Origin of the sequence: Pseudoclavibacter sp. JAI123 (genome assembly GCF_013409665.1) — a bacterium.
GTDB lineage: Bacteria > Actinomycetota > Actinomycetes > Actinomycetales > Microbacteriaceae > Pseudoclavibacter.
Window position 1 is genome coordinate 211,178 of the sequence record NZ_JACCCM010000002.1, and the last position, 26,596, is coordinate 237,773.

General features: G+C 69.5%; 23 protein-coding genes. 10 read left to right on the forward strand and 13 right to left on the reverse strand.

All coding sequences use genetic code 11. The features are described 5' to 3' along the window. Positions 1-119: 119 nt before the first annotated feature. From HDC34_RS13195 to HDC34_RS13215, 5 genes are all read right to left on the reverse strand, one after another. Positions 120-3,164, reverse strand: a complete 3,045-nt coding sequence (locus HDC34_RS13195) for a glycoside hydrolase family 38 C-terminal domain-containing protein (protein WP_179557338.1) — start codon at positions 3,162-3,164, stop codon at positions 120-122. A gap of 40 nt (positions 3,165-3,204) precedes the next feature. Further along, on the reverse strand, positions 3,205-4,011 hold the full coding sequence (locus HDC34_RS13200; protein ID WP_249312579.1) for a carbohydrate ABC transporter permease: 807 nt from the start codon (positions 4,009-4,011) through the stop codon (positions 3,205-3,207). A 113-nt stretch (positions 4,012-4,124) separates the two neighbouring features. Beyond that, positions 4,125-5,066, reverse strand: coding sequence for a carbohydrate ABC transporter permease (locus HDC34_RS13205; RefSeq protein ID WP_179557339.1), 942 nt, complete (start codon positions 5,064-5,066; stop codon positions 4,125-4,127). Then, complete coding sequence (locus tag HDC34_RS13210) at positions 5,066-6,427, reverse strand: extracellular solute-binding protein (RefSeq protein ID WP_179557340.1); 1,362 nt, start codon at positions 6,425-6,427, stop codon at positions 5,066-5,068. The genes HDC34_RS13205 and HDC34_RS13210 overlap by 1 nt, the downstream gene beginning before the upstream one ends. A 183-nt stretch (positions 6,428-6,610) precedes the next feature. Beyond that, complete coding sequence (locus HDC34_RS13215) at positions 6,611-7,846, reverse strand: ROK family transcriptional regulator (RefSeq protein ID WP_104311205.1); 1,236 nt, start codon at positions 7,844-7,846, stop codon at positions 6,611-6,613. 202 nt (positions 7,847-8,048) lie between these two features. Between HDC34_RS13215 and HDC34_RS13220 the strand changes: the two genes are divergently transcribed. Together HDC34_RS13220 and HDC34_RS13225 are read left to right on the forward strand one after the other, a co-directional pair. Next, positions 8,049-8,711, forward strand: a complete 663-nt coding sequence (locus HDC34_RS13220; protein WP_104311206.1) for a carbonic anhydrase — start codon at positions 8,049-8,051, stop codon at positions 8,709-8,711. A gap of 61 nt (positions 8,712-8,772) precedes the next feature. Then, complete coding sequence (locus HDC34_RS13225; protein ID WP_179557341.1) at positions 8,773-9,381, forward strand: class I SAM-dependent methyltransferase; 609 nt, start codon at positions 8,773-8,775, stop codon at positions 9,379-9,381. Positions 9,382-9,393: 12 nt separating this feature from the next. Here the strand turns inward: HDC34_RS13225 and HDC34_RS13230 are convergent, their stop codons facing one another. The 4 genes from HDC34_RS13230 to HDC34_RS13245 all read right to left on the reverse strand — a co-directional run bounded on the left by HDC34_RS13230 (position 9,394) and on the right by HDC34_RS13245 (position 13,080). Further along, on the reverse strand, positions 9,394-10,389 hold the full coding sequence (locus tag HDC34_RS13230; RefSeq protein WP_179557342.1) for a putative zinc-binding metallopeptidase: 996 nt from the start codon (positions 10,387-10,389) through the stop codon (positions 9,394-9,396). A gap of 129 nt (positions 10,390-10,518) precedes the next feature. Continuing rightward, positions 10,519-11,220 (reverse strand): RraA family protein, encoded by a 702-nt coding sequence (locus HDC34_RS13235; protein WP_179557343.1) that lies wholly within the window; start codon positions 11,218-11,220, stop codon positions 10,519-10,521. Then, on the reverse strand, positions 11,217-12,206 hold the full coding sequence (locus HDC34_RS13240; protein ID WP_179557344.1) for a hydroxyacid dehydrogenase: 990 nt from the start codon (positions 12,204-12,206) through the stop codon (positions 11,217-11,219). Before HDC34_RS13240 ends, HDC34_RS13235 begins: the two co-directional genes overlap by 4 nt. Positions 12,207-12,279: 73 nt before the next feature. Next, a complete protein-coding gene (locus tag HDC34_RS13245) occupies positions 12,280-13,080 on the reverse strand; it encodes an IclR family transcriptional regulator (RefSeq protein ID WP_179557345.1) in 801 nt (266 codons plus the stop codon). A gap of 104 nt (positions 13,081-13,184) precedes the next feature. Here HDC34_RS13245 and HDC34_RS13250 point away from each other — a divergent pair, with 104 nt between their 5' ends. The 5 genes from HDC34_RS13250 to HDC34_RS13270 are packed head-to-tail and all read left to right on the forward strand — an operon-like array spanning position 13,185 to position 18,397. Beyond that, positions 13,185-14,171 carry a tripartite tricarboxylate transporter substrate binding protein gene (locus HDC34_RS13250; protein WP_258068013.1) on the forward strand — a complete coding sequence of 329 codons (987 nt, stop codon included), beginning with the start codon at positions 13,185-13,187 and terminating at the stop codon, positions 14,169-14,171. Further along, on the forward strand, positions 14,168-14,818 hold the full coding sequence (locus HDC34_RS13255; RefSeq protein WP_179557346.1) for a tripartite tricarboxylate transporter TctB family protein: 651 nt from the start codon (positions 14,168-14,170) through the stop codon (positions 14,816-14,818). Before HDC34_RS13250 ends, HDC34_RS13255 begins: the two co-directional genes overlap by 4 nt. Further along, positions 14,818-16,335, forward strand: coding sequence for a tripartite tricarboxylate transporter permease (locus tag HDC34_RS13260; RefSeq protein ID WP_104311223.1), 1,518 nt, complete (start codon positions 14,818-14,820; stop codon positions 16,333-16,335). The genes HDC34_RS13255 and HDC34_RS13260 overlap by 1 nt, the downstream gene beginning before the upstream one ends. After that, positions 16,332-17,546 (forward strand): CaiB/BaiF CoA-transferase family protein, encoded by a 1,215-nt coding sequence (locus HDC34_RS13265; RefSeq protein ID WP_179557347.1) that lies wholly within the window; start codon positions 16,332-16,334, stop codon positions 17,544-17,546. The genes HDC34_RS13260 and HDC34_RS13265 overlap by 4 nt, the downstream gene beginning before the upstream one ends. Beyond that, complete coding sequence (locus tag HDC34_RS13270; protein WP_179557348.1) at positions 17,543-18,397, forward strand: citryl-CoA lyase; 855 nt, start codon at positions 17,543-17,545, stop codon at positions 18,395-18,397. Before HDC34_RS13265 ends, HDC34_RS13270 begins: the two co-directional genes overlap by 4 nt. Here HDC34_RS13270 and HDC34_RS13275 read toward each other — a convergent pair. The 4 genes from HDC34_RS13275 to HDC34_RS13290 all read right to left on the reverse strand — a co-directional run bounded on the left by HDC34_RS13275 (position 18,387) and on the right by HDC34_RS13290 (position 22,787). Beyond that, the gene (locus tag HDC34_RS13275) at positions 18,387-19,205 is read right to left on the reverse strand and encodes a carbohydrate ABC transporter permease (RefSeq protein ID WP_104311226.1); all 819 of its coding nucleotides are present in this window, start codon (positions 19,203-19,205) and stop codon (positions 18,387-18,389) included. The two genes, HDC34_RS13270 and HDC34_RS13275, sit on opposite strands and share 11 nt — an antisense overlap. Continuing rightward, complete coding sequence (locus tag HDC34_RS13280; protein ID WP_104311227.1) at positions 19,202-20,116, reverse strand: carbohydrate ABC transporter permease; 915 nt, start codon at positions 20,114-20,116, stop codon at positions 19,202-19,204. The genes HDC34_RS13275 and HDC34_RS13280 overlap by 4 nt, the downstream gene beginning before the upstream one ends. A gap of 73 nt (positions 20,117-20,189) precedes the next feature. Then, the gene (locus HDC34_RS13285; RefSeq protein ID WP_179557349.1) at positions 20,190-21,548 is read right to left on the reverse strand and encodes an ABC transporter substrate-binding protein; all 1,359 of its coding nucleotides are present in this window, start codon (positions 21,546-21,548) and stop codon (positions 20,190-20,192) included. 54 nt (positions 21,549-21,602) lie between these two features. Further along, a complete protein-coding gene (locus HDC34_RS13290; protein ID WP_249312507.1) occupies positions 21,603-22,787 on the reverse strand; it encodes a PfkB family carbohydrate kinase in 1,185 nt (394 codons plus the stop codon). Positions 22,788-22,910: 123 nt separating this feature from the next. Between HDC34_RS13290 and HDC34_RS13295 the strand changes: the two genes are divergently transcribed. The 3 genes from HDC34_RS13295 (at position 22,911) to HDC34_RS13305 (ending at position 26,567) form a co-directional block, all read left to right on the forward strand. Next, positions 22,911-23,660: a DeoR/GlpR family DNA-binding transcription regulator gene (locus HDC34_RS13295; protein WP_104311229.1), complete on the forward strand. Its 750-nt coding sequence runs from the start codon at positions 22,911-22,913 to the stop codon at positions 23,658-23,660. Beyond that, positions 23,657-25,018, forward strand: a complete 1,362-nt coding sequence (locus HDC34_RS13300) for a 6-phospho-beta-glucosidase (RefSeq protein WP_179557350.1) — start codon at positions 23,657-23,659, stop codon at positions 25,016-25,018. Before HDC34_RS13295 ends, HDC34_RS13300 begins: the two co-directional genes overlap by 4 nt. A 451-nt stretch (positions 25,019-25,469) precedes the next feature. After that, positions 25,470-26,567, forward strand: a complete 1,098-nt coding sequence (locus HDC34_RS13305) for a DUF475 domain-containing protein (protein WP_179557351.1) — start codon at positions 25,470-25,472, stop codon at positions 26,565-26,567. Positions 26,568-26,596 lie beyond the last annotated feature (29 nt).

Consider the following 26,596-nt stretch of genomic DNA (forward strand, 5'->3'; position numbering starts at 1 on the left):
CCGGGGTGCGGCCTGGAAACAGCTGTGGCGAACCGGCACCCCAGGAGCGGGAGGCGCGGTTCGCCACAGCATCGGACCGGGCGGGCAGCGCAGTCTGCGCCGCCCGGTCTCCCCAGATGTCAGCGCAGCGCTGACACCCCACGGAAGCGCAGCGTGACCAGCTGGAACGGGCGCACGGACAGCGCGAGCGCGCCCTCAGCATCCACGATCGCCGTCTGGTCGACGTCACGCTCGAGCAGGTCGGTCTCAGCGACCGACTCGAACGCGAACCCGGGCGTCACGACTGCCCGAGCCTTCGCACCGCGAGCCTCATAGAAGCGGACGACCACGTCGCCGCTCCTGTCCTCCGCCAGCTTCACGGCCTCGACGACAACCGCGGGGTTGTCGACCGTGAGCAGCGGCTCGATCGGCGCCGAACCCGTCACCGGGCGCGGGCCGACGTTCAGCCGGTAGCCCTCAGCGGCCGCATCCAGCACATCCGCGCCCACGCGCACCGAGGTGCGCAGCACATGCCGTCCCTGATCGGCGTGCGGGTCCGGGAACGTGGGCGCCCGCAGCAGCGACTCCCGCACGAGGGTTGTCGTGCCGCCGCCGTCGCGGGTCGTGCGCGTCACGTCGTGCCCGTACGTCGAGTCGTTCGCGACGGCGACGCCGTAGCCGGTCTCGCCGACGTGCACCCAACGGTGCGCGCTCGTCTCGAACCGCGCCACATCCCACGACGTGTTGCGATGGATTGGCCGGTTCACGTGCCCGAACTGGATCTCCGACGACGACCGCTCCGCGTGCACGTCCAGCGGGAACGCCAGCTTCAGCAGCTTCTGCCGCTCGTGCCAGTCGACGTCCGTCGTCAGGTCGAGCGTCGGGCGCCCCGCGCTCAGCGACAGCTCCTGCACGAACGTGCTCGCTCCGTCCGAACGCGACACCTTGACGACGACCCGGTCGGCGCTCTCCGAGACGACCTCAATCGAGTCGACCGATCGGATCGGCCGGCCGTGGCGCTGGTAGTGCACGTCGATGTCCCACGCATCCCACTGCGCGGGCGTATCGCGGTAGACCCACAGCTCGGCAGCGCGCTCGCCGGCCGGGACCAGCTCGCGGTCGGCGGCGACGTCGAAGAGCGACGAGACGAGCCCGTCGGCGTCGATCGTGACCCGCACGAGCGAGTTGTCGAGCACCAGGTCGTCGCCGGACCGCGTGAGCGTCACTGGAGAGGTGTCGGCAGTTGAGCTCGCACCGGATGCGCCACCACCGAGCGCGGGCACGCCGTCCACGGCGTACGGTCCGGCGTTCGCGAGCAGCGCCGTCTCGCCGGCACCGGTCAGCGAGCCGAGCGCCGAGGCGATGAGCGTCTCGAGTTCACCCGCGACCCGCTCGTAGTGCTCCTCCGCGACCTGGTGCACCCAGGCGATGGAGGAGCCGGGAAGGATGTCGTGGAACTGCTGCAGCAGCACCGTCTGCCAGGCCGACTCGAGTTCCGCGTAGGGGTACGCGGCTCCCGTGCGGATCGCCGCGGCGGTCGCCCACAGCTCGGCCTCGCGCAGCAGGTGCTCGCTGCGGCGGTTGCCGCGCTTCGTGCGCGCCTGCGACGTGTACGTGCCGCGGTGGAACTCGAGGTAGATCTCGCCTGACCACACCGGCGGCTGCGCGAGCTCGGCCTCGGCCTGCTCGAAGAACGCCTGCGGGCTGGTCATCTCGACGGTCGGGGAGCCCTCGAGGTTGCGGGTGCGCTCGGCCGCCGCGACCATCTCGCGCGTCGGGCCGCCGCCGCCGTTGCCGTAGCCGAACGGCACGAGCGACGAGTTGGCCTCGCCCTTCTCCTTGTAGTCGCGCTGCGCCTTGTGCAGCTCCTCCTGCGAGAGGACGGAGTTGTAGGTGGCGACGGGCGGGAAGTGCGTGAACACCTGCGAGCCGTCGATGCCCTCCCAGTTGAACGTGTGGTGCGGCATGACGTTCGTCTCGTTCCACGACGGCTTCTGCGTCAGGAAGTACTTCGACCCTGCTGCCTTGACGATCTGGGGGAGCGCCGCCGAGTAGCCGAAGGAGTCGGGCAGCCACACCTCTGGCGGTTCGATCCCGAACTCGCGGATGAAGAAGCCCTTGCCCGCGACGAACTGGCGGGCCATGGCCTCACCGCCGGGCAGGTTCGTGTCCGACTCCACCCACATGCCGCCGACGGGCACGAAGCGACCCTCGAGGACCCGCACCTTGATGCGCTCGAAGAGGTCCGGGTAGTGCTCCTTCATCCACGCGAACTGCTGCGCGGACGAGCAGGCGAAGAGGAAGTCGTCGTTCTCGTCCATGAGCGACAGCACGTTCGAGAAGGTGCGGGCGCACTTGCGGATCGTCTCCCGGACGGGCCACAGCCAGGCCGAGTCGATGTGCGCGTGCCCGACGGCAACCAGGTGGTGGGCGCTCGCGTAGGCGGGGGAGGCGAGCAGCGGGGCGAGCACCTCGCGCCCGGCCGTCGCCGTGCCGGAGATGTCGTCCGGGTCGAGCGTGTCGATGAGCCGCTCGAGTCCGCGGAGGATCTCCGCGCGCCTCGGCTGCTCCTCGCCGAGCTCGCGCCAGAGGCCGTCCAGCGTCCACACGTCCTGCGCGAGCTCCCACACGGGGACGTCGCGCAGGCCGATGTCGAGGACCCGCGTCCGGTAGATGGGCGCATCACCCGAGGTGGCGAGGTCGCCCATGGGGGTCGGCGCGTAGACCGACTCGCCCTGCACATCCGGGTTCGAAGCGGCCTCTATATAGAGGTCGATGCTGTCGCCTGGCCCGATCTTCAGCGGCACCGCGGTGTTGCGCGGCTCGATGGCCTTGAGGATGTGCCCCTCGGGGGTCCAGACGAGGCCCTCGGCCTGGAAGCCGGGGTGCCCGCTCACGAAACCGAGGTCGACGAGCACCTCGACGCGCGCATCCGTCATCTCCCAGTCTGAGGGCACGGTGCCGGTGATGTGGAACCACGTGGTTCCCCACGGTCGGCTCCACTCGGAGCCGACCCGGAAGGGCGCGAACTGCTGGGTGATCGCCTCGGCGAACGAAACGGGCTCGCCCGGCACATCCCACGAGGTGACCGTGAGCGGTTCGCGCTCGCGGTAGATGGCGGGGGTGAGGCGTTCGGACACGAACCGCCGGATGCGGAGGTCGACGAACTGTGTGGGGTCAGGCATGGGGCGCCTTTCTGCGTTGAAGGAGACGTTGGAAGTCGGGTCAGCCCTTGACGGCGCCGGCGAGCGCGAACGAGCCGCCGCCGAGGCGGGACACGAGCACGTACAGCGCCAGGACCGGCACGGAGTAGAGGAGGGAGAACGCGGCGAGCTGCCCGTAGGCGACTGCGCCGTACTGGCCGAAGAAGGAGAAGATGCTCACCGCGGCGGGCAGCTTGTCGGGGCTCAGCAGCAGGATGAACGGGATGAAGAAGTTCCCCCACGTCTGGATGAAGACGAAGATGAACACGACCGCGATGCCTGGCCGCATGAGCGGCACGACGATGAGTCGCAGCGTCGCCATGGCGGAGGCGCCGTCCGTCCAGGCCGCCTCCTCGAGGGAGACGGGTACCGAGTCCATGAAGTTCTTCATCATCCAGATCGCCATGGGCAGCGAGGTGGCGGCGAGGAACAGGATGGTGCCGAACATGTTGTCGATGAGGTTGAACGCCACGAACAGTGCGTAGACGGGCACCATCATCGCGGTGATCGGCAGGCAGGTCCCGAACAGCACCCCGTAGAGGAACGGCTTGTTGATGCGCGACTTGTACCGGGAGAGCGGATACGCGGCGAGGATCGCCGCGAGCACCGTCACGATCGCGCATCCGCCGGAGAGCACGAGGCTGTTCCAGAGCGGGACGAGCGAGATCTCGGGGGTGAGGACGGCCGTGAAGTTGGCGAGCGACGGCGCTTCCGGCCACTTCACCGACAGCGTGGCGACCTCGTCGAAGGACGCGAGCACGAGCCAGACGAGGGGGAGGAGGAAGATCACGCCGATGACGCTGAGCACGATGTTGGCGAACCAGCGCATCGCGCGCCCCCGTGGGGCGGCCGCGCTCGTCTCGACGTGGTGGCTGCCGGTTGCGATGGATCTGGTGGTGGGCGCGGGGTCAGCCGCGGCCACGGATGTGTGGGTTGTCATGGTCAGTCCACCTCCGGTTTGAGCGCCCGAATGTAGGCGACCGAGAAGAGCGCGCCGACGAGCAGGAGCATGGTGGCGATGGCGGTGCCGAAGCCGAGCTGGCCGAAGCGGAACGCCTCCTGGTAGGCGAGGAGCGGCAGCGTCGTGCTGTCTGTTCCTGGCCCGCCGTTGGTCATCACGAAGATGAGCGCGAAGACGGAGAGCGTCTGCAGGGTCGTGAGCATGAGGTTCGTGGAGATGCTGCGGCGGATCATGGGCAGCGTGATGAGGGTGAACCGCTGCCATCCCTTGGCGCCGTCGACCTCGGCCGCCTCGGTGATCTCGGGCGGCACGTCGTTGAGGGCGGCCCGGTAGACCAGCATCGAGAACGCGGTGCCGCGCCACGTGTTGGCGAGGATCACGCTCAGCAGCGGCAGCGTGTACAGCCAGTTGGGGCCGGTGATGCCGATGGCCGCGAGCATCGTGTTGAGTGTGCCCGCGTCGCTGAAGAACGCGTACGCGGCGAAGGCCGCCACGATCTCCGGCAGCACCCACGCGGTCACGACGATCGTGCTGACCGTGCTGCGGACGACCTTGTTCGACGACTGCATGAGCACGGCGAGCCCCAGCCCGAGCACGTTCTGGCCCAGGATCGCGGAGGCGACGAGGAAGATGAGCGTGATGAGCACCGACTTCGGGAAGTCCGGGCTCGCGAAGAGGTCGGTGTAGTTCTGGAAGCCCACGAACTCCGCGCTCGAGGCGCCGACACCGCTCAGTGACGAGTTGGTGAAGGAGCCGTAGAACGACGAGATGACGGGGCCCAGGAGGAAGACGGCGAGGAGGCCGACGGCGGGCAGGAGCGGCACGCCGCGCGTGAGGCGTGTCACCGCCTTCCGTCGCTTCGGCGGCCTCCCGGCCTCGGGGGCGCGGGGCGCCCCCGAGGCCGGTGTGAGGGTGGCGGTCATCAGCTCGACGCCGACGTCGTGTTCTCTTCGCCGACGATGCCGATGACGGCCTTGTCGTAGGCGGCGGCAGCCTCTTCAGGCGTCTGCTGGCCGGTCATGACGGCCTCCATGGCCACCGTGATGGCTGCGGAGACCTGCGAGTAGTCGGAGTTGGCTGGGCGGAAGTTCGTGTCGGGCACGAGGTCCGCGAAGAACCCGAACGTCGGGTTCGCCTCCGTGTACTCGGGCGCCTCGGCGACGTCGGTGCGCACCGGCACCTGGCTGGCCGCGACGTCGTAGCTCAGCGCGTTCTCCTGGTTGAGGGCGAGGCTGATGAAGTCCCACGCCGCATCCGGGTTCTTCGTTCCCGCACCCATGGCGAGCGTCCATCCGCCCGACATGCTCGTGACGCCAGGGTCCTGCCCGTCCTGCGTCGGCATCGGGGTGACCTGCATGACGTCGGACCACTCCGGCCACGGCTTGGAGCCCGAGTCGAGCCAGGTGCCGCTCACCCACGAGCCGTCGAGGCTCATCGCGAGCTGGCCGCTGGGGATCCAGTCGGTGTTGATGTTCGTGCCGACGTTCTTGTCGAGCGCCTCCTGCGGGGTCGGCCCGAGGCCGCCCTGGTAGATGTCGCCGACGAACGTGAGGGAGTCGATGAAGCCCTGCGAGCCGGTCACCCACTTCTGCTCGTCGGTGTTGAACAGCTCGTCCTCGGTGCCGGTGAGCAGCATCTGGAAGCCCTGCATCGAGGCACCCTCGGACATGGCCTTGCCGGAGTAGATGTTGAAGGGGCGGATGCTGGGGTCGTGGGCCTTCACGGCCTCGGCCGCGGCGATGATGTCGTCCCAGGTCTTCGGCTCCCACGGCACCTGCACGCCCGCGGCCTTCAGGATGTCCTGGTTGTACCAGAGGGCGCGGGTGTCGGTGCCCATGGGAATGCCGTAGACCTTGCCGTCGTCGCCGAGCCCAGCCTGGCGGGCGTTCTCGGGGAACTGCTCCCAGTCGGCCCAGTCGGCGACGTAGTCGTCGAGGGGCGCGAGGTAGCCGGCCTCGACGTCGGTCTTGACCATGAACGTGTCCTCGTACATGACGTCGGGTGCCGTCGCGGGGGAGCGGTTCATGAGGGCGAGCTTCGCGAAGTAGTCGGCTTCCTGCGCCTCGATCGGGATGAGCTCGACGGTCATCCCTTCGTTGGCCGCCTCGTACTCGGCCTTGACCTTCTGCATGTGGTCGTCCATCTGCGTGAACTGTCCGAACTTCTGGTAGGCGACCTTCAGGGTGTTCGAGTCGCCTCCGCCCGAGTCGCCTCCAGCGCAGGCAGACAGTGCAAGCACAGCGGCGGCGGCGACTGCCACGGCCCCGAGTGTGCGATTTTTCATGGTGCTCCTTTGCTCCACGACCGTTCTCCGTGTGGTCCGACATCGGTGTCGAGCCTTCGGCCTGCCATAAGTAAACCGATTGGATTAACTCGTGTCAAGACATTCTCGCAAGCTCCCGAAGCGCGTCAGGGAACGTGAGGCGCAGCCCGATCAGGGAGAGGTCAGAGGCAGATCAGCGCGACTTCAGCGCGAGATCAGCAGCGCGGAGGTATGCGGCGCGAGGCTCTGGTCGAGCACGAGGCAGCCGGCCCCGATGGCGGCGACATCCTCGCCGATCCCGGAGTTCTCGATGTGGATCGGGTGCTTCGGGATGAGCGCGGGGTCGGTGTTCACGAGGTGGCGGATGGCGCCGAGGAGGGCCGGCTCGATGCGGCGCCAGAACGGGCCGCCGAACACGATCGTGTCGACGTCGAGGAGGTTCACGATGGAGACGATGGCTCGCGAGATCTGGGTGGCTACCCCCGTGACGATCTCGCGCGAGACGGGGTCGTGCCGCATGGCGAGCGCCGTGAACTCCGTGAAGAGTCGATCGACGTCGTCGAAGTCGGCGCGGTCGACGGGGGAGTCCGACGCGATGAGGCCGGCGGCGAGTGCCCGCTGCACGATGCGGTGCGGGACGACCAGGTCGCCGACGCAGCCGCGCCTCCCGCACGAGCAGACGGGGCCATCCGCCTGCACCATGATGTGCCCCATGTCGCCCGCGTTGTCGCTCGCGCCGCGCAGCACCTCGTGGTTGATGACGAGCCCGATGCCGATGCCCGTGCCGTAGTAGAAGAACGCGAAGTTGTCCCGCCGTGGGCCTGAATCGACCCACAGCTCCGCGATCGCGGCCGCCGTGACGTCCTTCTCGAGGACAACCGGGAAGCCGGTCGCCTGGCTGAGCGCATCCCGCAGCGGCACGACGTCCCAGCCGTCGAGCATCGGCGGGTCGAGGACGTTGCCGCGGGAGGCGTCGAGGGGGCCCGGGGCCGCGATGCCGACGCCGAGCACCTGCTCGCGGGGGATCGACTGGCGTTCGAGGATCGCCGAGATCTCGTGCGCCATGTCAGCGATGACGCCCGCGGGGTCCGGTGCCGTCGGCGTGCGTGCGCGGTGATCTGCGACGACCGAGCCCGCGAGATCGAGGAGAGCGTACGTGATGACGGTCGGGTCGAGGTGCACGCCCACGGTGTACCGGCTCGACGCGTTGAGGCGGAGCAGCGTGCGCGGCTTCCCTGGCCCCGTGATGAGGCGTTCGCCCTCGCGCACGAGGCCACCGTCGATGAGGCGGCGCGTGATGTTCGATGCCGTCTGCGCGGAGAGGCCGCTGGCCTGCGCGACCTCGACCCGGCTCAGGCCGTCCGGGGCGCGGCGGATGAGGTCGAGGATGACGGCCTGGTTGAACTCGCCGACCGCTCCCAGATTGTGTCCACGGCGCACGCGCCACCTCCCATCGGCCCTGATCTTGGGAACTGACGTTCTCACATATTCCGGAATATCGTTGACGCCTGGCGATTCATCAGGAGAATCTCGCCCCCCGAGGGTGAGTACGCTTGGACGGCGCCACGCCCCCGTACGTGGCATGAGCATCCGGCAACGGATGCACCCCGGCAGTCACAGGTTTCAGCACGAAGGAGCAACGATGACGGCAGCAAGAGTCACCCCCCAGCAGGCCTGGGATGACCTCGTCCAGGGCAACGAGCGCTTCATCAAGGGCGACCTCCTCCACCCCCAGCAGAGCGCGGCCCGCCGCACCGAGATCTCGGGGAGCCAGGCGCCGAACGCCGCGTTCCTCGGCTGCTCCGACTCGCGAGTCGCCGCGGAGATCCTCTTCGACTGCGGCCTCGGCGACCTCTTCGTCGCCCGCAACATGGGGCAGATCGCCAATGAGAACACGACGGCGACCATGGAGTTCGCCGTCGCGGAGCTCGGCGTCGCGGTCATCGTGGTGCTCGCCCACGGCTCCTGCGGCGCGGTCAAGGCCGCCATCAACCAGACGACGGCGCACCCGCGCGACGTGACGCCCGCCATCAAGGACGAGCTCGCTCGCATCCAGCCCTCGGTGCAGGAGGAGTGGTTCACGAGCGACCAGTCGACGCCGTACGTCGACGAGGCGCAGATCGACCCGGATGCTGTGGGGCGCCGCCACCTGTACTCGACGATCAACGCTCTTGTGCGCAGCTCGCGCGTCATCAGTGACGCCGTCGCGAGCGGCGCGCTGAGCATCGTCGGCTGCCAGTACGAGCTCTCGGACGGCCGCGTCGCGCCCGTGACGGCGATCGGCCAGCTGACCATCACCCGCTAGGGCCCGTCGCCATGGACGTCGCCTCCCGAGTCGCCTCCAGCGGTCGCGCCGGGGCGACCGAATGATGGCGCGGCACACGTTCGAGGCGTACGGCCGCCGGGCGCGGGAGTACGCGGACCTCCTCGGCAGCATCTCGGCGACGGCGGCGCAAGATCGCGCGCTCATCGAGACCTGGGCGAGGGCGACCGACGGCCCGGTGCTCGATGTCGGCTGCGGGCCCGGGCACTGGACGGCCTGGCTGCACGAGCTCGGCGTCGACGTCGAGGGCATCGACCCCGTTCAGGAGTTCGTCGACATCGCGGCGCACCGGCACCCCGACTGCGTGTATCGCCAGGGAACGGCGGAGGCGCTCGGGGTCCCGTCGGCGAGCCTCGGCGGCGCGCTCGTCTGGTACTCGCTCATCCACACCGAGCCGTCCGGGCTGCCCGCCGCCCTCGCCGAGCTGGCGAGCTGCATCCGCCCGGGCGGCGGGCTGCTGCTCGGCTTCTTCGAGGGGTCGATGGTGGAGCCGTTCGGACACACGGTCGCGACGGCCTTCACCTGGCCCATCGCCGACCTCGCGCGGCTGCTCGACGACGCCGGGTTCATCGTCGAGCAAGCGCACGCGCGAACGGATGCGGGAGCCCGGCCGCACGGCGCGATCGTCGCCAGGCGCGCAGCGGGGGCTTGACGGCGACCCAGGTCAGGCCGGGATGCTCGCGGGCTCGCGCAGCGAGTGGATGAACGCGAGCTTCTCGATGACCGTGTCCGGCAGGACGAACGGGTAGAGGTCGCGCTGCCCGAGCGAGCGGTTGACGACGTTCATGGCCGTCGCGAACGGCATCCAGCTGTCGAGGACCACGTCGCGGGCCGTCGCGCCGGGTTCCGGCGCGGGCAGCAGCTCGAAGGCCACGGCCGTCTCGAGGGTGTCCTGGATGTGCAGGTAGTGGGCCCAGGTCTCGGCGAAGTCCTCGTACGGGTGCATGGTCGCGTAGCTGCTCAGGTAGTCGCGCTGCCACCCCTCGGGAGGGCCTTGGTCGTAGTGCCGGTCGATCTCGGCCTGGTAGTCGGCGCGCTCGTCGCCGAACAGCTCCCGTGCCTCGTCGATGCGGTCGGTCTGCTCGACCAGCTGCCACTCGTAGTAGTGCCCGCTCTCGTGGCGGAAGTGCCCGAGCATCGTGCGGTACGGCTCGGCGAGGCGCTGCCGCACCTGCTCGCGGTAGCTGTCGTCGCCCTCGGCGAGGTCGATCGTGATGACGCCGTTGGCGTGGCCGATCGTGACGCTCTCGGACACGCTCGAGAGCAGGTCGAAGACGGGCGTCTGGCCGACGGTCGCGGGCTCCCCGCTCGCCTTCGGGCGGGTCGCGAAGCCGAGGCGCGTGAGGTCGCGCACGAGGTGGCGCTTCGATTCCTCGGCGATGGGGAAGAGGCGCAGCCCCTTCGCGTCGGCGTCGCTCGGCCGGGTGCGGGTGAGCTGGCAGCTCTCGCACAGCCCGCCAGGCTGCGCCGTCAGCCACGTGCATCCGGCGAGCTCGGCGTTGCTGCATCGCCGCAGGCCCGCGTCCGCCGCGGCGTCGCCGCCCTCGACGAACACGTCGTCGAGGCCGAGCACGTAGCCCAGCTTCGACGAGCAGCGCTCGCAGGACACGGAGTCGAAGAAGACCTCGTTCTCGCACACATCGCAGTGGAACCGTCGCACGGGGAAGCCTCTCTTGGGCCGCGGCTCGGGGGTGCCGCGACGACCGACGGATCACTGTACGCGGGGCCGGGTGGGAGGTCCCGGCGCTTGACAAGCCGCGCCTTGCGCCCCGTCCGGCGGCGAGGGCGATCAGACGGGCAGGCCCTTCTGGCGCAGGAGCGCGTTGAACCGTTCGGGGTCGGAGGTGCCCTCCTCGTTGTGCTTGCGGATGCGGGCTTCCCGGTCGAGGTGCCTGCGTGCGTCCTGCAGGAGCGACTCCGCCCGTTGCGCTGGAACGGCGAGGACGCCGTCGAGGTCCCCGAGCACCAGGTCGCCCGGGTTCACGACGAGGCCCGCGATGGACACGGGCACGTTGATCTGGCCCGGGCCGTCCTTCGTGGGTCCGCGGTGCGTGTGTCCGCGCGCGTAGGCGGGCATGCCGCCTTCCCGCCATTCGGCGACGTCGCGCAGGGCCCCGTCGATGACGAAGCCGCCGAGTCGCTTGGTGATGGCGCTCGTGCGGATGAGCCCTCCGATTACCGCCTGGCTGAGGTCACCGCCGCCTTCGATCACGATGACGTCGCCCGGGTGGGCATCCATCATGGCCTTGTGCACCATGAGGTTGTCGCCAGGCCGGATCTTCACGGTGACGGCCTGCCCCGAGAGCGGCGCGTCGCCGTGATAGGCGTGGAGGCCGAGCGCGCCGACGGAGCGCCCGAGGCAGTCGCCGGCGACGGCGACGGGGATCTCACGGAACGCGTCGATCAGGGATGCGGGGAGGTCGGGTGCACGCTCGCCGATGAAGTAGCCGGTCGGCCAGGCGGGTGCCGCGGTGGGGTCCTGCTCGGTCATGCGTTGCTCCGTTCGATCGAGAGAGTGGTGGGGTTCACGCAGGACCGTGCGTCCGGGGGCGTGCCCTCGAGGAAGCCGAGGATGTTCCGGGCGGCGGCCAGTGCCATGGCCTCCAGGGCCGCTGGGGTGGAGCCCCCGACGTGGGGTGTGACGACGACGTTCGGGCAGTCCAGCAGCGGGTTGCCGGGCTCCATGGGCTCCGACCAGGTGGTGTCGAGGCCCGCAGCGAAGAGCTGGCCGCTGCGAAGCGCCTCGACGAGGGCGGGTTCGTCGATGACCTCGCCGCGGGCCGTGTTCAGCACGATGGCATCCGCCGGCAGCAGGGCGAGCTGTTCGGCCCCGATGAGGCCGCGTGTCCGTTCGCTGAGCGGCACGTGGATGCTCAGCACCTCGGCCTGCGCGAGCAGCTCTTCGAGGCTGCCGACCATGGTCAGCTCCGGGATGGGGGAGTCCAGTCCGAATCCCGGGTCGAAGGCCAGCACGCGCATCCCCGTCGCCGCCGCAGTGCGCGCGACCCGCTGACCGATCTGGCCGGCACCGACGAGGGCGAGCGTGGCGCCAGCGAGCTGCCGCCCGTCCTGCGCCCTGCTCCAGCGTCCCTGCCGGATCTCCGCGTCCATCCAGGACACCCGACGTGCGGCGTTGAACATGAGCGCGATCGTGAGCTCGGCGACCGACTGGGCGTTGGCGCCCGGCGTGGTGAACACCGGGATGCCGTGGGCGGTCGCCGCGTCGACGTCGATGTTGCCGACGCCGACGCCGTGCTTCGAGATGACCCGGAGCGTTGGACAGGCCTCGATGGCTGCGGCCGACAGCTCGACGGTGCGGGAGATGACCGCGTCGACGGCCTCGCTGGCCATGATCTCCTCGACCTCGGCGCGCCCCCCGCCGTCAGGCAGGTAGATGATCCTGCTTCCGGCCCCTTCCAGGGCTTGAACCCCGGCGTGACCGAGTCGTGGGGCCGTCACGAACACCGTTGCGCTCATCGCACCGTCTCCTTCGTCGGTTCAGGGTCCTGCTTGGATTGCGGGCGCGGCGGTCTCGAACCGCACCGCGAGGTCATTCGAGTGCGGGCGGCAGCCCGGTTCGCGGCACGTCGCGCACGCAGGCGCGGAGCGCGTCGACGAACTCGGGGATGCGGGCGTCGACGAATCTGGCCGTCGGTCCGCCGAGCACGACGACGACGGGCTGCAGGTGGGGTCGGTCCGGGTTCTCGGGCACGAGCATCGCCAGGCCGCTGTTGCCGGACTCCCGCTCGCCGTGGCTGAGGCCCCAGCCCTGCTCGCGGATCTCATCCACACGACGGCGCAGCGCGGCGGTGTCGATGTCGATGCTCTCGTCGGCGTCGAGCTGGGCGAGCACCGCGTCGAGGGCTTCGGGCCGCTCTCCGCTGAGGAGGGTCGTGGATGCGGCGCCGAGCCAGATGGGCAGCTCGTCGCCGACCTGGACGACGTGGCGGATGGTGTGCCGCCCGGGTGCCTGCGCGATGGCGACGCGCTTGAGGTCGCGGCGGACGTAGAGGCTCACGGTCTCACCGGTCTGCTCGGCAAGCTCCCGGAGTCGATCGAGCGTGGCTGCCGGAGCGGACCAGGCCGCCTTCGCGAAGGCTCCCCAGCGGATCATGCGGGGGCCGACGCTCACGCGGCCATCGGGCAGGAGCTGCAGCATCCGCTCGCCCACGAGGGTGTCGACGAGGCGGAGCACGGTCGTGCGAGGGAGCTCGCAGCGGCGGACGATGTCGGAGACGGCCAGCGACTGGCCTTCGTTCTCGAAGCAGTCGAGGACATCGAGGGCGCGGCTCACGGCGCGGATGCCACCCGGCTCTGACCGCTGGGCGGGGGCGTCGTCGGCGCTTGTCATGGGGTCTCCGGCTTCGGATCGTTTGCTTGCCCGGTCACACTAGCGTACCATCTGGTGGACAGAAGTGTCCGCTGTGTGGACAAGTCAATCACAAGGGAGTGATCGTGACAGCAAGACGGAAGCTCATGGGCGGACTCGGCATCGCCGCGACCGCCGTGCTCGTCGGGATCGCGGCGTTCGACGCCAGCGACTCGACGACCGGGACCGACCCGAGCACGAAGCTCACGTTCATGGCGCCAGCGGCGCCAGGCGGTGGATGGGACGGAGTGGCACGGGAGGCACAGCAGGCGCTGCGTGCAGACGGGATCGTCAACAACGTCCAGGTCGTCAACGTGCCCGGCGCCGGAGGCACCATCGGACTGTCGCAGTTCGTGGGCCTGGGCGCTGACCCGACCAACCTCATGATGACGGGGACGGTCATGATGGGCGCGATCAACGTCAACGACTCCGCCGTCGACCTCTCCGACACGACACCGATCGTGCGGCTCGCCGAGGACTACGAGGTCTTCATCGTGCCGGCGGACTCGCCGTACCAGACCCTGGATGACTTCATCGCCGACTGGAAGACGGACCCGCACGCGCTCGCCGTCGGCGGTGGCGGTGTCGGCGGCACCGACCATCTCCTCGCCGGCCTCGTCGCGGAGGATGTCGGCATCGACCCGGCCGAGCTCAACTACGTCTCGTACGCGGGCGGTGGCGAGGTGCTCACCGCGCTGCTCTCGAACACCGTCGCCGTCGGGGTCAGCGGCTACAACGAGTTCAGCGACCAGATCGAGGCGGGCAACCTCCGCGCGCTCGCCGTGTCAGCGGAAGAGCCCGTCGACGGCATCGACATCCCCTCCCTCATGGACCAGGGCGTCGACGTCCACCTCCCCAACTGGCGAGGCATCGTCGCCCCTCCCGGCATCACGGACGCAGAACGCGACCAGCTCGTCGGGATCTTCGAGGACATGGTCGCCACTCCCGAATGGCAGGACACGCTCGAACGCAACAACTGGGAGCCAGCAGTGCTCACCGGCGACGAATTCGCCGCCTTCATCGAAGAAGACCAGGCGAGAGTCGACCAGATCATCGAGGAGCTCGGACTATGACCGGCGTCATCCCCACCTCAGCGTGGACGCAGCACGACACCACCGCGAGCCCTGGCTGGTGGCGCCGCCGCACCGGACTCATCGTGCCGGGGATCCTTACCCTCGTGGGGATCGGCCTCGTCATCGGCACCGTCACGATGGCCGTGCCGAGCAACGTCTCGCAGCCGGGCCCGCAGGTGTTCCCGGCGATCATCTCGGTCGCGATCTTCATCGTGGCGGCCTTCCTCGCCGTCGACGTCATCCGCAACCCGGAACCGACGCGAGTGGCAGAGCCGGACCTGGCTGAGCTCCGAGGCGAGAAGAGGGTCGTCGACCAAGAGGTCGATGAGCTCTCCGACTTCGACCGCGACGAGCTCGCGGTCGTGCAGGACAAGGAGCTCGCGGCCGAGCACATCAGGCCGCGCACCAACATCCGCTCCCTGCTTGGCGCCCTCGGCACGACGATCGTCTTCATCGCCGCGCTCACCCCGCTCGGCTGGCTGCTCTCCGGCGCCTTCCTCTTCTGGGGTATCTCCAGGGCCCTCGGCAGCCGCCGACCCGTGTTCGACATCTTCCTCGCGCTCGCGATGTCGTCCATCGTGCAGATCGCGTTCTCGATCGGGCTCGGCCTCAACCTTCCTCCCGGCATCTTCGTAGGAGTCCTCTGATGGATACGCTCGCAAACCTCGGGGAAGGGTTCCTCACGGTCCTGACCCCCATCAACATGCTCTGGGTGCTCATCGGCGCCGTGCTCGGCACGGCCGTCGGGGTCCTCCCCGGTCTCGGCTCAGCGATGGCCGTCGCCCTGCTCCTCCCCGTCACGTTCTCGCTCGACCCCATCGGCGCCTTCATCATGTTCGCTGGCGTGCTCTTCGGTGGGCTCTTCGGCGATTCGATCGCCGGCATCCTCATGAACACGCCGGGCAACAGCACGGCGATCGCCGGATCGATCGAAGGCCATGCCATGGCCAAGAGCGGACGAGCGGCTCAGGCCCTCGCCACCTCGGCCATCGGCGCCTTCATCGGCGGCATCCTCGCGTCGATCCTCGTCGTCTTCTTCGCGCCCCGTCTCGCTGAACTCGCGACCCTGTTCGGCCCCGCCGAGTACCTGGCGCTCGCCATCTTCGCGTTCATCGCGATCTCTGCGGTCGTGACGCAGTCCATCATCCGCGGTCTCGCCGCGCTCGTCCTCGGCCTGGCCATCTCCGTCGTCGGCATCGACTCGATCTCGGGCACATCGCGCTTCACGGCCGGCATCCCCGAGCTCTTCGACGGCATCGACATCGTCGTCATCACGGTCGGTCTGCTTGCGCTCGGCGAGGTCTTCGCCGTCGCAGGGCGCCGCGGCTACTCCGACGACACCGGTCTCATCCAGTCAAAGGGGCGCCTCTGGCTCTCGCTCAGCGAGCTCCGCCAGGCGATGCCGGCCTGGCTGCGGGGGACCGCGATCGGCGTTCCCTTCGGCATCATCCCCGTCGGCGGCGCCGAGGTGCCGACGTTCCTCTCCTACGGCGCCGAGCGTCGACTCGACAAGCGCCGCAAGAAGCCGATGTTCGGCTTCGGCGCCATCCAGGGTGTCGCCGGCCCGGAAGCTGCGGGAAACGCCACCGCGGGAACCGCCATGGGCGCTCTGCTCGCGCTCGGCCTGCCCACCTCGGCCACCGCTGCGATCCTCCTCGCCGCCTTCCGGCAGTACGGTCTGCAGCCAGGGCCGCTCCTGTTCGAGCGCTCGAGCGAACTCGTCTGGGCGCTGCTCGCGAGCTTCTTCATCGGCATGGTCGTGCTCCTCATCCTCAACCTCCCGTTCGCGCCGCTCTGGGCGAAGCTGCTGAAGATCCCGCGCCACTACCTCTACGCGAGCATCACGCTCTTCGCGATGCTCGGCGTCTACGCCACGAGCGGCAAGATCCTCGACCTCGTGCTCGTCGTGGTGATCGGGCTCATCGGATTCACGATGCGGCGCTACGGGCTGCCCGTCGCCCCGATGCTCATCGCGATCATCCTCGGGCCGCTCGCCGAGACCGAGTTCCGCCGGGCGATGGCCGTCAGCGAGGGCGACCCAGGCGTGCTCATCGACAGCCCCATCACCATCACCCTCTACTCCGTCCTCGCACTCACCGTGGCGTTCGTCATCGTGCGGGTCATCCGCACGAAGCTCGCCGCGAGAAAGGAAGTCACGGTATGACCGAGACCCCATCAGGCCCACTCGCGGGAGTCCGCGTGCTCGACATGACCAACGTGCTGGCGGGGCCGTACGCCTGCTACCAGCTCGCCCTCATGGGGGCGGAGGTCATCAAGGTCGAAGTGCCGGACGGCGGAGACCTCGCCCGCAGGCTCGGGGCCGACTCCGAGCTCAACGGCAGCCTGATGGGGGTCTCCTTCCTGGCGCAGAACGCCCAGAAGCGCTCGATCACGCTCGATCTGAAGTCGGACGGCGGCCGGGAGGTCATGCAGCGCCTGGTCGCCGAGGCCGACGTGCTCTGCGAGAACTTCCGGCCAGGCGTGCTCGAGCGGCTCGGCTTCGGCTGGGAGGCGCTGCGCGCCATCAACAGCAGGCTCGTGTACTGCGCCATCTCGGGCTTCGGCCAGACGGGGCCGCTGCGCTCGAAGCCGGCCTACGACCAGATCATCCAAGGTGGGTCCGGGATGATGAGCGTCACCGGCACGCCGGAGACCTCCCCCCTCCGGGCCGGCTACCCGATCGCCGACACGCTCGGCGGGCTCGCGGCCGCGTTCGCGATCTCCTCCGCGCTCCACGGACGCGAGCGCACCGGTGCGGGCTCGTGCATCGACGTGTCGATGCTCGAGACCGCCGTCACCGCGATGGGCTGGGTCGTGTCGAACCACCTGGTCGCCGACCAGGTGCCGCGCGCCCTCGGCAACGACAACGGCACGGCGGCGCCGTCCGGGACCTTCCAGACGGCGACCGGGGCGCTCAACATCGCGGCCAACAAGCAGGAGCAGTTCGTCGCGCTCACCGAGGCGATCGGCCGCCCGGAGCTGGCCGACGACCCGCGCTTCCACGACCGGGAGGACCGCAAGCGCTTCCGGGCGGAGCTCACGAGTGAGATCGAGCAGGCGCTGAGCGCGCACGACACGGCGCACTGGGAGGACCTGCTCTCGGCGCGGGGCGTGCCGGCGGCCGCCGTCCTCACGGTTCCGGAGATGCTCGCCAGCCCGCAGATCGTCGACCGGGAGCTCGTGCACGATCTGCCCTTCCCCGGGCGCGACGGCGAGACCCTGCGGGTGCTCGGCAACGGCATCCGCCTCGATGACCGACCGAGCGCCCCCACCGTTCCGCCGCCGGGGCTCGGCCAGCACACCGACGAGATCCTGCACGAGCTCGGCTACGACGAGACGGAGATTCGAGCACTTCACGAGGAGCGAGCCGTATGAGCAGCACGACCGACCGCCAGCCCACCGTCGACGACGCGACCGCGTGGTGGAGCACCAGCGTCACCCGAATCGCCCCGGGGGAGATCGAGCTCCGCGGCTACCCGATCGAGGAGGTCATCGGCAACGTCGGATTCGTGAGCACGATCTGGCTCCTCACGACCGGGGCGCTCCCGACGAGGGCCGTGTCCGAACTCCTCGAGGCGACGCTCGTCGCGAGCGTCGACCACGGTCCCCAGGCGCCGTCGATCGCCAGCGCGCGCATGGCGGCCACCTGCGGCGTCGGCCTCAACTCGGCCGTCGCCAACGGGGTGAACGTGCTCGGCGACACGCACGGCGGAGCCGGCCAGCAGTGCGTCCAGCTGCTCAACGACCTCGTCACCCGGCACGAGTCCGAGGGCGTCGCGTTGGAGCAGCTCGCCCGCGAGGCGATCGCCGACCACAAGAGCCGGGGAATGTTCGTCCCGGGCTTCGGGCACCGGTTCCACCCCCGCGACCCGCGCCGCGACCCGCTGCTGCGGCTCGTCGAAGAGGCCGTCGCCAGGGACGACATCTCGGGCCGCTACCTCGCCGCCGGTCTGGCGCTCGAGCGCGCGCTCGAGCGGGGGGAGCGGCGCATCCCGATGAACATCGACGGCATCTCCGCCATCGTGTACGCCGAGCTCGGCGTGCAGCCGGAGCTCGCGAGGGGCCTCTTCGTGCTCTCGCGCTCCGTGGGGATCCTCGCCCACGCGTGGGAGGAGAAGCAGGCGGGGCAGCGCATCAAGGGCCCGCTGCCGCCGCCCCTGCTCGCCGACTACACGGGTGAGGCGACGCGCGACGTGCCCGGCGCGCGCCGGGCGGCTACTCCCTGACCGCCCCCTCGAGCATCCCCTGGATGAAGTGGCGCTGCAGGAAGATGTAGAGCACGACGACGGGCAGCGCCACCATGATGGCGCCGGCCGCGAGCAGCGCGGTGCCCTGCGTGTACTGGCCCTGGAAGAACGCGAGGCCGAGGGGCGCCGTGCGCACGCTGCCGTTCGGCGACATCACGAGGGGGATGAGGAACTCGTTCCAGGTCCACATGAACGTCAGCAGCACGAGCGTGAGGATGGCGGGCCGGCCGATCGGCACGAGCACCTGCCAGAGGATGCGCATGGAGCCGGCCCCGTCGAGCTTGGCCGCGTCGATGAGGGCCTGGCTGGAGGAGCGGAAGTAGGTGCGCATCCAGAACGTGCCGAAGGCGATCGACATGGCGATCTGCGGGAACGCGACCCCCCACACCGTGTTCGTCAGCCCGACGGTGCGCAGGTCGAAGTAGAGGGGCACGATGAACGCCTCCGTCGGCACCATGATGCCGAGGAGGAACAGGTAGAAGATCGGTGTCGCGCCCCGGAACTTCATGGTGCCGAGCGCGTAGCCGGCAAGGATGGAGGCGAGCACGGCGACGACGACCACGATCGCCGCGACGACCACCGACGTGAGCATGTACTGCCCGAAGCGGGCTACCTCCCAGGCCGTGGGGAAGTTCTCCCAGTGGAAGATGCGCCCCTCCTGGGCGACGGTCGCGTTCTCCGGCCCGAACGCGAGGGTCACGATGACGCTGATCGGTCCGAGGATGACGAGCCCGAAGACGCCGAGGATCAGGTAGTTGGCGACCTTCTCGAAGACGGAGACGTTCATGCGCGGTCCCCGATCCGGTTCACGACGAAGTTGATGGCGAAGACGATGAGGGTCAGCACAGCGCCGACTGCCGTGGCGGCCCCGACCTCGCCGAGCTCGAACGCCCGCCGGTACACCTCGAAGCTCGGCACGGTCGTCGACGTGCCGGGCCCACCGCTCGTGGTGACGTAGATGAGGTCGAAGGTCTTGAGCGCGGCGACGATCGTGAGGGTCAGGGCGACCGTGATCTCGCCACGCACCGACGGCAGGGTGATCGAGAAGAACTCGCGCACGGGTCCCGCGCCGTCGAGCCGCGCGGCCTCGTAGAGCTCCTTCGGCACGCGGCTCATGCCGGCCATGAGCAGCACGGTCACGAGGCCGAGCGACACCCACGAGCCGATGAGCCCCACGGCGGGCAGCGTGAAGGTGTAGTCGCCGAGCCACGCCCGCGTCCAGCTCTCCAGCCCGACGAGGCGCAGCAGCCCGTTGAGGGGACCATCCGGCGCGTAGATCTGCCGCCACGTGACGGCCACGACGACCATCGCGATGACCTGCGGCAGGAAGATGAGCGTTCGGAAGAAGCCGAGGCCCCGCACCCTCGCCCGCGTGAGGATCGCCGCGAGCATGAGTCCGACGGCAAGGGGCAGCACCGCGTAGAAGAAGATGAGCACGAACGCGTGCCCGAAGGCCTCCCGCAGCCGCTCGTCCTGCACGATCTGCACGTAGTTGTCGAAGCCGACGAAAGTGGATGCGCCGAGCCCGTCCCACTCGAAGAACGAGAACTGCACGGCCCGACCGAGCGGGAACAGCAGGAACGTGCCGTAGAGGAGGAACGCGGGCGCGAGGTACGCGAACGGCACCCAGGCGGGGGTGCCACGGCTGGCACCCCTCGCTGGACGGCGCTCGCGCGCCGTCGGGTCCTTGATCGTCATCCGCGGAGACGCTCTGGCCGTGCACGCACGGCCGGGCCCAGACCGATGCTCCTCATCAGCGACGACACGGGGGTCACTCGTTCGCTGCAGTGAAGGCCGCGTAGTCGGCCTCGAGGGCCTCGGTGAACTGCTCTGGCGTGAGCTGCCCGTCGATGAGCCCCTGCAGGGACTGGCCGATGGTGTCGCCGAAGGTCGGCGTCGCGTAGTCGAGGTAGGGGAGGACGCTGCCCGACTCGGTGACCTCGCCGAAGGCGCCGTAGATGTCGGCGAAGACACCGGACTCGGGCGCCAGCTCGGCGGACTTGTTGACGGGCAGGTTGCCGGTGTCGGCGAGGATCTGCATCGCGTCGTCGCTCGTCAGGAAGTCGATGTACGCGGCCGCGACGTCGGTGTTGTCGGCCGCCGAGGTCATCGCGAACGGGAGGCCGGTGCCGCCGGTCGTCGCCAGCGCACCGTCATCCGTCTTCGGCACGAAGAAGCCCAGGTCGTCACCCATGCTCGCCTCGAGGTCGGCCGCGAGCCACGAGCCGCCGATGAGGAAGACGCCGTTGCCGTCTGCAAGCGCCTGCCAGGCGGCGTCGTAGTCGGTGCCGTTCACGCCGCTGTTGAAGTAGCCGTCATCCACCCAGCCCTTGAGGGCGGATGCCGCCTCCACGTTCTCCGGCGTGGTCCAGCTCGCGCCGGGGTTGCCGAGCCCGAGGTTCGTGATGGTCTCCGCATCCACGTAGCCGCCCTGCAGCGGGCCGAACACGTGCCCGGCCGGCCACTGCTCGATGTTGCCGAGCTGCATGGGCGTCTCGCCCGCCGCCTTCGCCGTCGCGAGCGCGGAATCGAACTCCGACCAGGTGCCGGGCACCTCGATGCCGAGCTTGTCGAGCTTCGCCTTCGAGTAGAAGATGCCGACGACCTCACCGACCTGGGGGAGGCCGTACAGGTTGCCTTCGCCGAACACCTTCGCGTCGTCGCTGTACGTCGAGTACTGCAGGATCGACTCCTGGTAGCGGTCGAACCAGCCGTACGCCTCCGCGTAGTCGTCGAGCGGGCGCAGCTGCCCGGCCTCGACGAACGCCCCCATCGTGTTGCGGCCGTTGTTGGCCTGCACGACGTCGGGCGCGTTGTCGTCGGTGAGCGCCAGTCGCAGCGTCGTCGCCAGGTCGTCGAAGGCCTGCGAGTTCCGCTCGATCGTCACGTTCGGGTACAGCTCCTCGAACGCCGCGTTCAGCTGCTCGATCTGCTCGTTCTGCCCGCCGCGCACCTCCTGGTCCCAGACGGTGAGCGTCACGTCCCCGACCTGCGAGATGTCGGTGCTGATGTCGCCTGCCGGCTCGGCGGGGCCGTCTGTCTGGCCGGTGCCTGGCGCGCAGCCCGCCAGTGCGAGGACGAGCGCCAAGCCGCCTGCGGCCGCCGCGGTTCTCCGGTGCTTCTCGTACATGTTGGGCCTTCCTATCGCAGCGGGGGAGCAGAGGGTAAAGATATCGCTTGGGCGTCAGCCGACGGGATTCTCGTCGCGCGGGGCGGGACCCTGCCCGCCCGAGAGGCTGTGCCTTCCGGGAGGGAAATGGTCGACGAGGCGGAAGGTCGCCTCCGCACGGCGCACCGCGCCGGCGCGCTCGGGGGGAAGCACATCCTGCAGGAAGCCGTAGCGGCGGATGAGGTCGGCGTCGCCGGAAGCTCGCGTCGCCTCCCACCAGTCGGCGATGTCACCCCAGCCGGGCGCGGCGAGCGAGCCCCCGAACTGCTGCACGGCGAGCGCCGAGCACAGCGCGGAGAACGTGAGGCGCTGCTCGAGCGGCCAGTCGCGCAGGGTCCCGAGCACGAAGGATGCGCCGAACACGTCTCCGGCCCCCGTCGCGTCGTACGCGCGAACCGGCACGGCCGGCACTCGGACCTCCTCGCCGGTCGCGGAGTCGATGCCGATCGCGCCGTCCTTGCCGCAGGTCACGACGACGAGCGGCACGTGCGCGGCGAGCGCGCGGGCTGCGGCGAGCGGCGACTCGGTGCGCGTGTACTCGACCGCCTCGCGCTCGTTGGGCAGGAAGGCGTAGCAGGAGGCGAGCGGTTCGAGGACGGCCGGGTCCCACGCGCCCGTGTCGTCCCAGCCCACGTCGGCGAAGATGCGGGTGCCCTGGCCGGCGGCGCGCAGCCACCACGGCTCCTGCTCGAGGCTCGACATGACGCCCAGCTCGGTGAGCGCGGTGCGGCTCGAGATGCCGTCGCCCAGCAGCGCGTCGCTCGAGATCGGGCTCGGGTGCCCGTGGGTGATCATGCTGCGGTCGCCGTGCTGCGCCACCGAGACGGTGACGGCGGTGTGCCAGTTCTCGAAGCGGCGCGAGCGGCTCAGGTCGATGCCCTCGTGCTCCTCGAGGAGCTCCCAGCACCAGCGCCCGTAGACGTCGTCGCCGAAGACCGACGCGAGAGAGGTCGTGAGCCCGAGGCGGCTGGCGGCGACCGCCAGGTTCGCGATGCCGCCCGGCGTCGACCCCATGCCGTCTGCCCACACCTCGGTCCCGGCGCTCGGCACGCCGTGCAGGTCGGTGAACACGATGTCGAAGAAGACGGAGCCGGCGAGCACGACGTCGAAGCGTGCATCCGCCGTCGCTCCTGCTTGCGGCGCCTGGAACTGGGCGGGCGCCTGGATCGGGGGCGACATGGGGTCGCGTGCGGAGTCCATCGCGGCTCCTCTCGGGTGCAACAGCGGTGTTGCTCACACATCCTGCGCGGTGATCGTTCGTGCGTCAAGTCGTGCTCACTCGCGCTTGAATGCTGCGCGTCTGTGACTGCTACGATGCCTCGCATGCTCACCACGACCCGCCAGGCTCGCATCCTGCAGTCGCTGCGCGCCGACGGGCAGGTCACCGTCGAGCAGCTGGCCGTGCAGTTCGGGGTCTCGCCGTCGACGGTGCGCCGCGACCTCAACGCGCTCAGCGCGGAGGGCCTGCTCCGCCGGGTCAGAGGCGGCGGCAGCGTCGAGCCCGACCGGGTTCCGTTCTCCGAGGTCGCGACGCACCAGAGCTCCGAGAAGGGCGCCATCGCGGCCCGAGCCGCCGAGCTGGTGCGCGACGGCGACGTCGTCCTCATCGACATCGGCACGACCACCGCCCACCTCGCGAGAGAGCTGCGCGGCCGACGCATCACCGTCATCACCTCGAGCCTCGCCGTCGTCGATGCGCTGCGGGACGACGACACGGTCGAGCTCATCGTGCTCGGCGGGGTCGTCCGGAAGAACTACAGCTCCATGGTGGGCGTGCTCACCGAGCAGGCGCTCGCGCAGATCCGGGCCACCGTCTGCTTCCTCGGCACCAGCGGCATCAGACCGGACGGCACGGTCTCCGACACGACCGGGACCGAGGTTCCCGTCAAGCTCGCGATGATCGCGTCGTCGCAGCGGACCGTCGTGCTCGCGGATGCGACCAAGTTCCCCGGGGTCGGGCTGCTGCGGGTCTGCGGGGCCAGCGATATCACGGGTGTCGTGACGGAGAGACAAGCGGACCCGGCGACGCTCGCCGTGCTCCGCGAGGCGGAAGTAGAGGTGATGTTCTCGTGAAGCTGACGATCATCGGAGGCGGAGGGTTCCGGGTCCCCCAGGTGTTCGAGGCGGTCGCGTCCGACGACGCTCCCGTCCGCATCGACGAGCTGAGCCTCTACGACATCTCACCTGAGCGGCTCGCGATCATCCGCGTGATCGTCGAGCGCATCGGGAGCGAGCGTCGATTCGCACCCAGGATCACCGTGACGACCGACCTCGAAGAGGCGCTCCAGGGTGCTGACTTCGTCTTCAGCGCCGTCCGCGTGGGCGGCACGGCGGGCCGGGTGGCGGATGAGCGCATCGCCCTCGAGCTCGGCGTGCTCGGCCAGGAGACGGTCGGCCCGGGCGGGCTAGCCTACGCGCTGCGCACGATCCCGTTCATGATCTCGCTGGCGGAGACGATCCGTCGGGTCGCGCCGGAGCCGTGGGTCATCAACTTCACCAACCCGGCGGGCATCGTCACGGAAGCCATGCGCGGCGTGCTCGGGGATCGCGTCGTCGGCATCTGCGACACCCCGATCGGTCTGCTGCGGCGAGCCGCGGCCGTCGCGGGGGCACCAGCGGCGGCGCGTCCGGGCACCAGCGCCTCCTCGGAGTCGGAGCTCGCCTTCGACTACGTCGGGCTCAACCACCTCGGCTGGCTGCGCTCCCTGAAGGTCGACGGGGTCGAGCGCCTGCCGGAGCTGCTCGCCTCTGACGCCTCGCTGCAGCGCATCGAAGAGGCTCGCCTCCTCGGCTTCGACTGGGTGCGGGCCCTCGGCGCGCTGCCCAACGAGTACCTCTACTACTACTCCTTCACGCGCGAAGCGAACGAGAGCATCCGCGCCGCCGCATCAACGAGGGGCGAGTATCTCAACGCGCAGCAGGGGGCGTTCTTCGCGAACCCGGGCACGGACCCCTTCGAGTCCTGGATGCGCACACGTCACGAGCGCGAGGCGAGCTACATGGCCGAGAGCCGCGAAGAGGGCGAGGAGCGCGAGGTCGAGGATGTCGCTGGAGGCGGCTACGAGAGCGTCGCCCTCGACCTGATGGCCGCCCTCTCGTCGGGAACGCCGGCGACCATGATCCTCAATGTGCGCAACGGCGGACTCGTGCCTGCCCTGCCCGAGGATGCGGTGGTCGAGGTCGGCTGCGTCGTCGATGCCGACGGCGTGCATCCGTGGCCGATCGCCCCTGTCGAGGGCGAGATGCTCGGGCTCATGACTCAGGTCAAGGCGGCCGAGCAGCTCGTCATCGAAGCAGCCACCAGCGGCTCCCGCGAGCTCGCCTGGCGTGGCTTCGCCGCGCACCCGCTCGTCGATTCGGTTGCCGTGGCCCGAAAGCTCGTCGACGGCTACAGCCAGCACTTCACGAGCATCGGACGCCTCCTCCACTGACCCGCGCCCTTCACTTCGCGCGAGGAATGTAAATTCACTTTCTGGGACGCACGCTGACCGTGCCACTGGCGGGCATGGTCGCGGCGAGTGGTCCGATCTGTCGAGTTCGGCAGCCGGGTTCCGTCATCGTTCCGCGTCAGCGTGACACGAGACCCCGCTTCAGCGCCAGGCGTGCTGCCGGAAAACCCGCACTGCTCAGCTGAATCATGGGTTTACGACGACCTTCCGGTCGGCGAGTGCTGGCGACTCGCGACGCCGAGCGTCGGAGCCGGATCTCCTGACGGGGAGTTCCCCTATTCCCCGGGTCTCATGGGTCCCTTGGGTGAGGCAGATCGCCGGGCGGACCAGGAGAAATGCATCGTCGTTCACTTCACTGCTAGCTTGGACGGGTCCAAGACGAGGTGGGGGAGCCCCGACTCCGCTCGTCCGCCTCATCAGTCAGGAGAGCCTATTGATTCGGAAGCTCAACCGTGTCCTCACCGTGCCGGTCATTCTCACGGCCGTCGTCACCCTCGTCGCCTGGGAGGTGCTCGGCCTCCAGATCGCCGCCGCGTTCCTCTTCCTCGTTGTGCTCGAGACGACGATGGGGGTCAAGTCCGCAGTGCCCATGGCGGGCGTCGCAACTCGCATCGACGAGCGGTCCCGCCGGATCTTCCTCACCTTCGGGCTCGTCGTGGGCGAGCTCCTCGGGCGCCTGCTGCTGCCTGAATTCGCCGTGGCGGTCGAGCATGCCCGGGAAGGGGACACGCACCTCTGGAATGCGTTCATCGAGGTCGTCACGGATCCGAGCGCGTTCGCGTCCGATCTCCTGCACATTCGACCGGCGATCGCCGCCTACGGAGCGGTGTTCGTGTGGCTCGTCTTCGCGGAGTACCTCTTCAACACCGATCGAACCAGTCGGGGGTCGTGGCTCGGGCCCGCAGAAGCGCGCCTGGCTCGAGTCCGACGCCCGTGGCTCGCATCCATCTCGACCGCCGTGATCGGCGCGACCGTCGGGGCGTTCCTCGTGCCGCCACATGCGGCCCTCATCATCTTCGCGTGCGGTGCCGCCGGTGGGGCCACGTACGCGCTCTCGAAAGGCATCGCCGCCTGGGCTCGCCGCGGCACAGGCGGGCGTCGAGTGTCCGTGCACGCCGGAACCGTGATCTTCGAGCGCGCGCTCGTGATCTTCCTGATGTGCGAGATCCTCGACGGCGTTTCCGTGCTGCAGTCCGTCAAGGCTGTGCCCAGTCCGGTCCTGCAGATTCTCATCGCATCGGCGGCAGTGACGGTCGGCGCGGTCCTGCTCGCGCTGGTCACCGGACGCGTGGTCGCGAGCGACGGCCTCGCACGCCACCGGCATCTGAAGGCGGGGGCCGCCTACTGTCTGGGCGCTCTCAGCATCCTGCTCTGGGCGAGTCTCATCGCACCGATCCCGGGCATCGTCGCAAGCTGGGTCGCCACCGTCATCATCCTCGCCGCGCTCATCACGTCGCTGCCGATCTGGGAGCGCCTCGTCGACGGTCTTCGAGCCCGTCTCGCGGCCGCTCAGGCGCGTCTTCGCGCCTGACCCTGCCCCGCAGAACCTCCAGTGCAGGC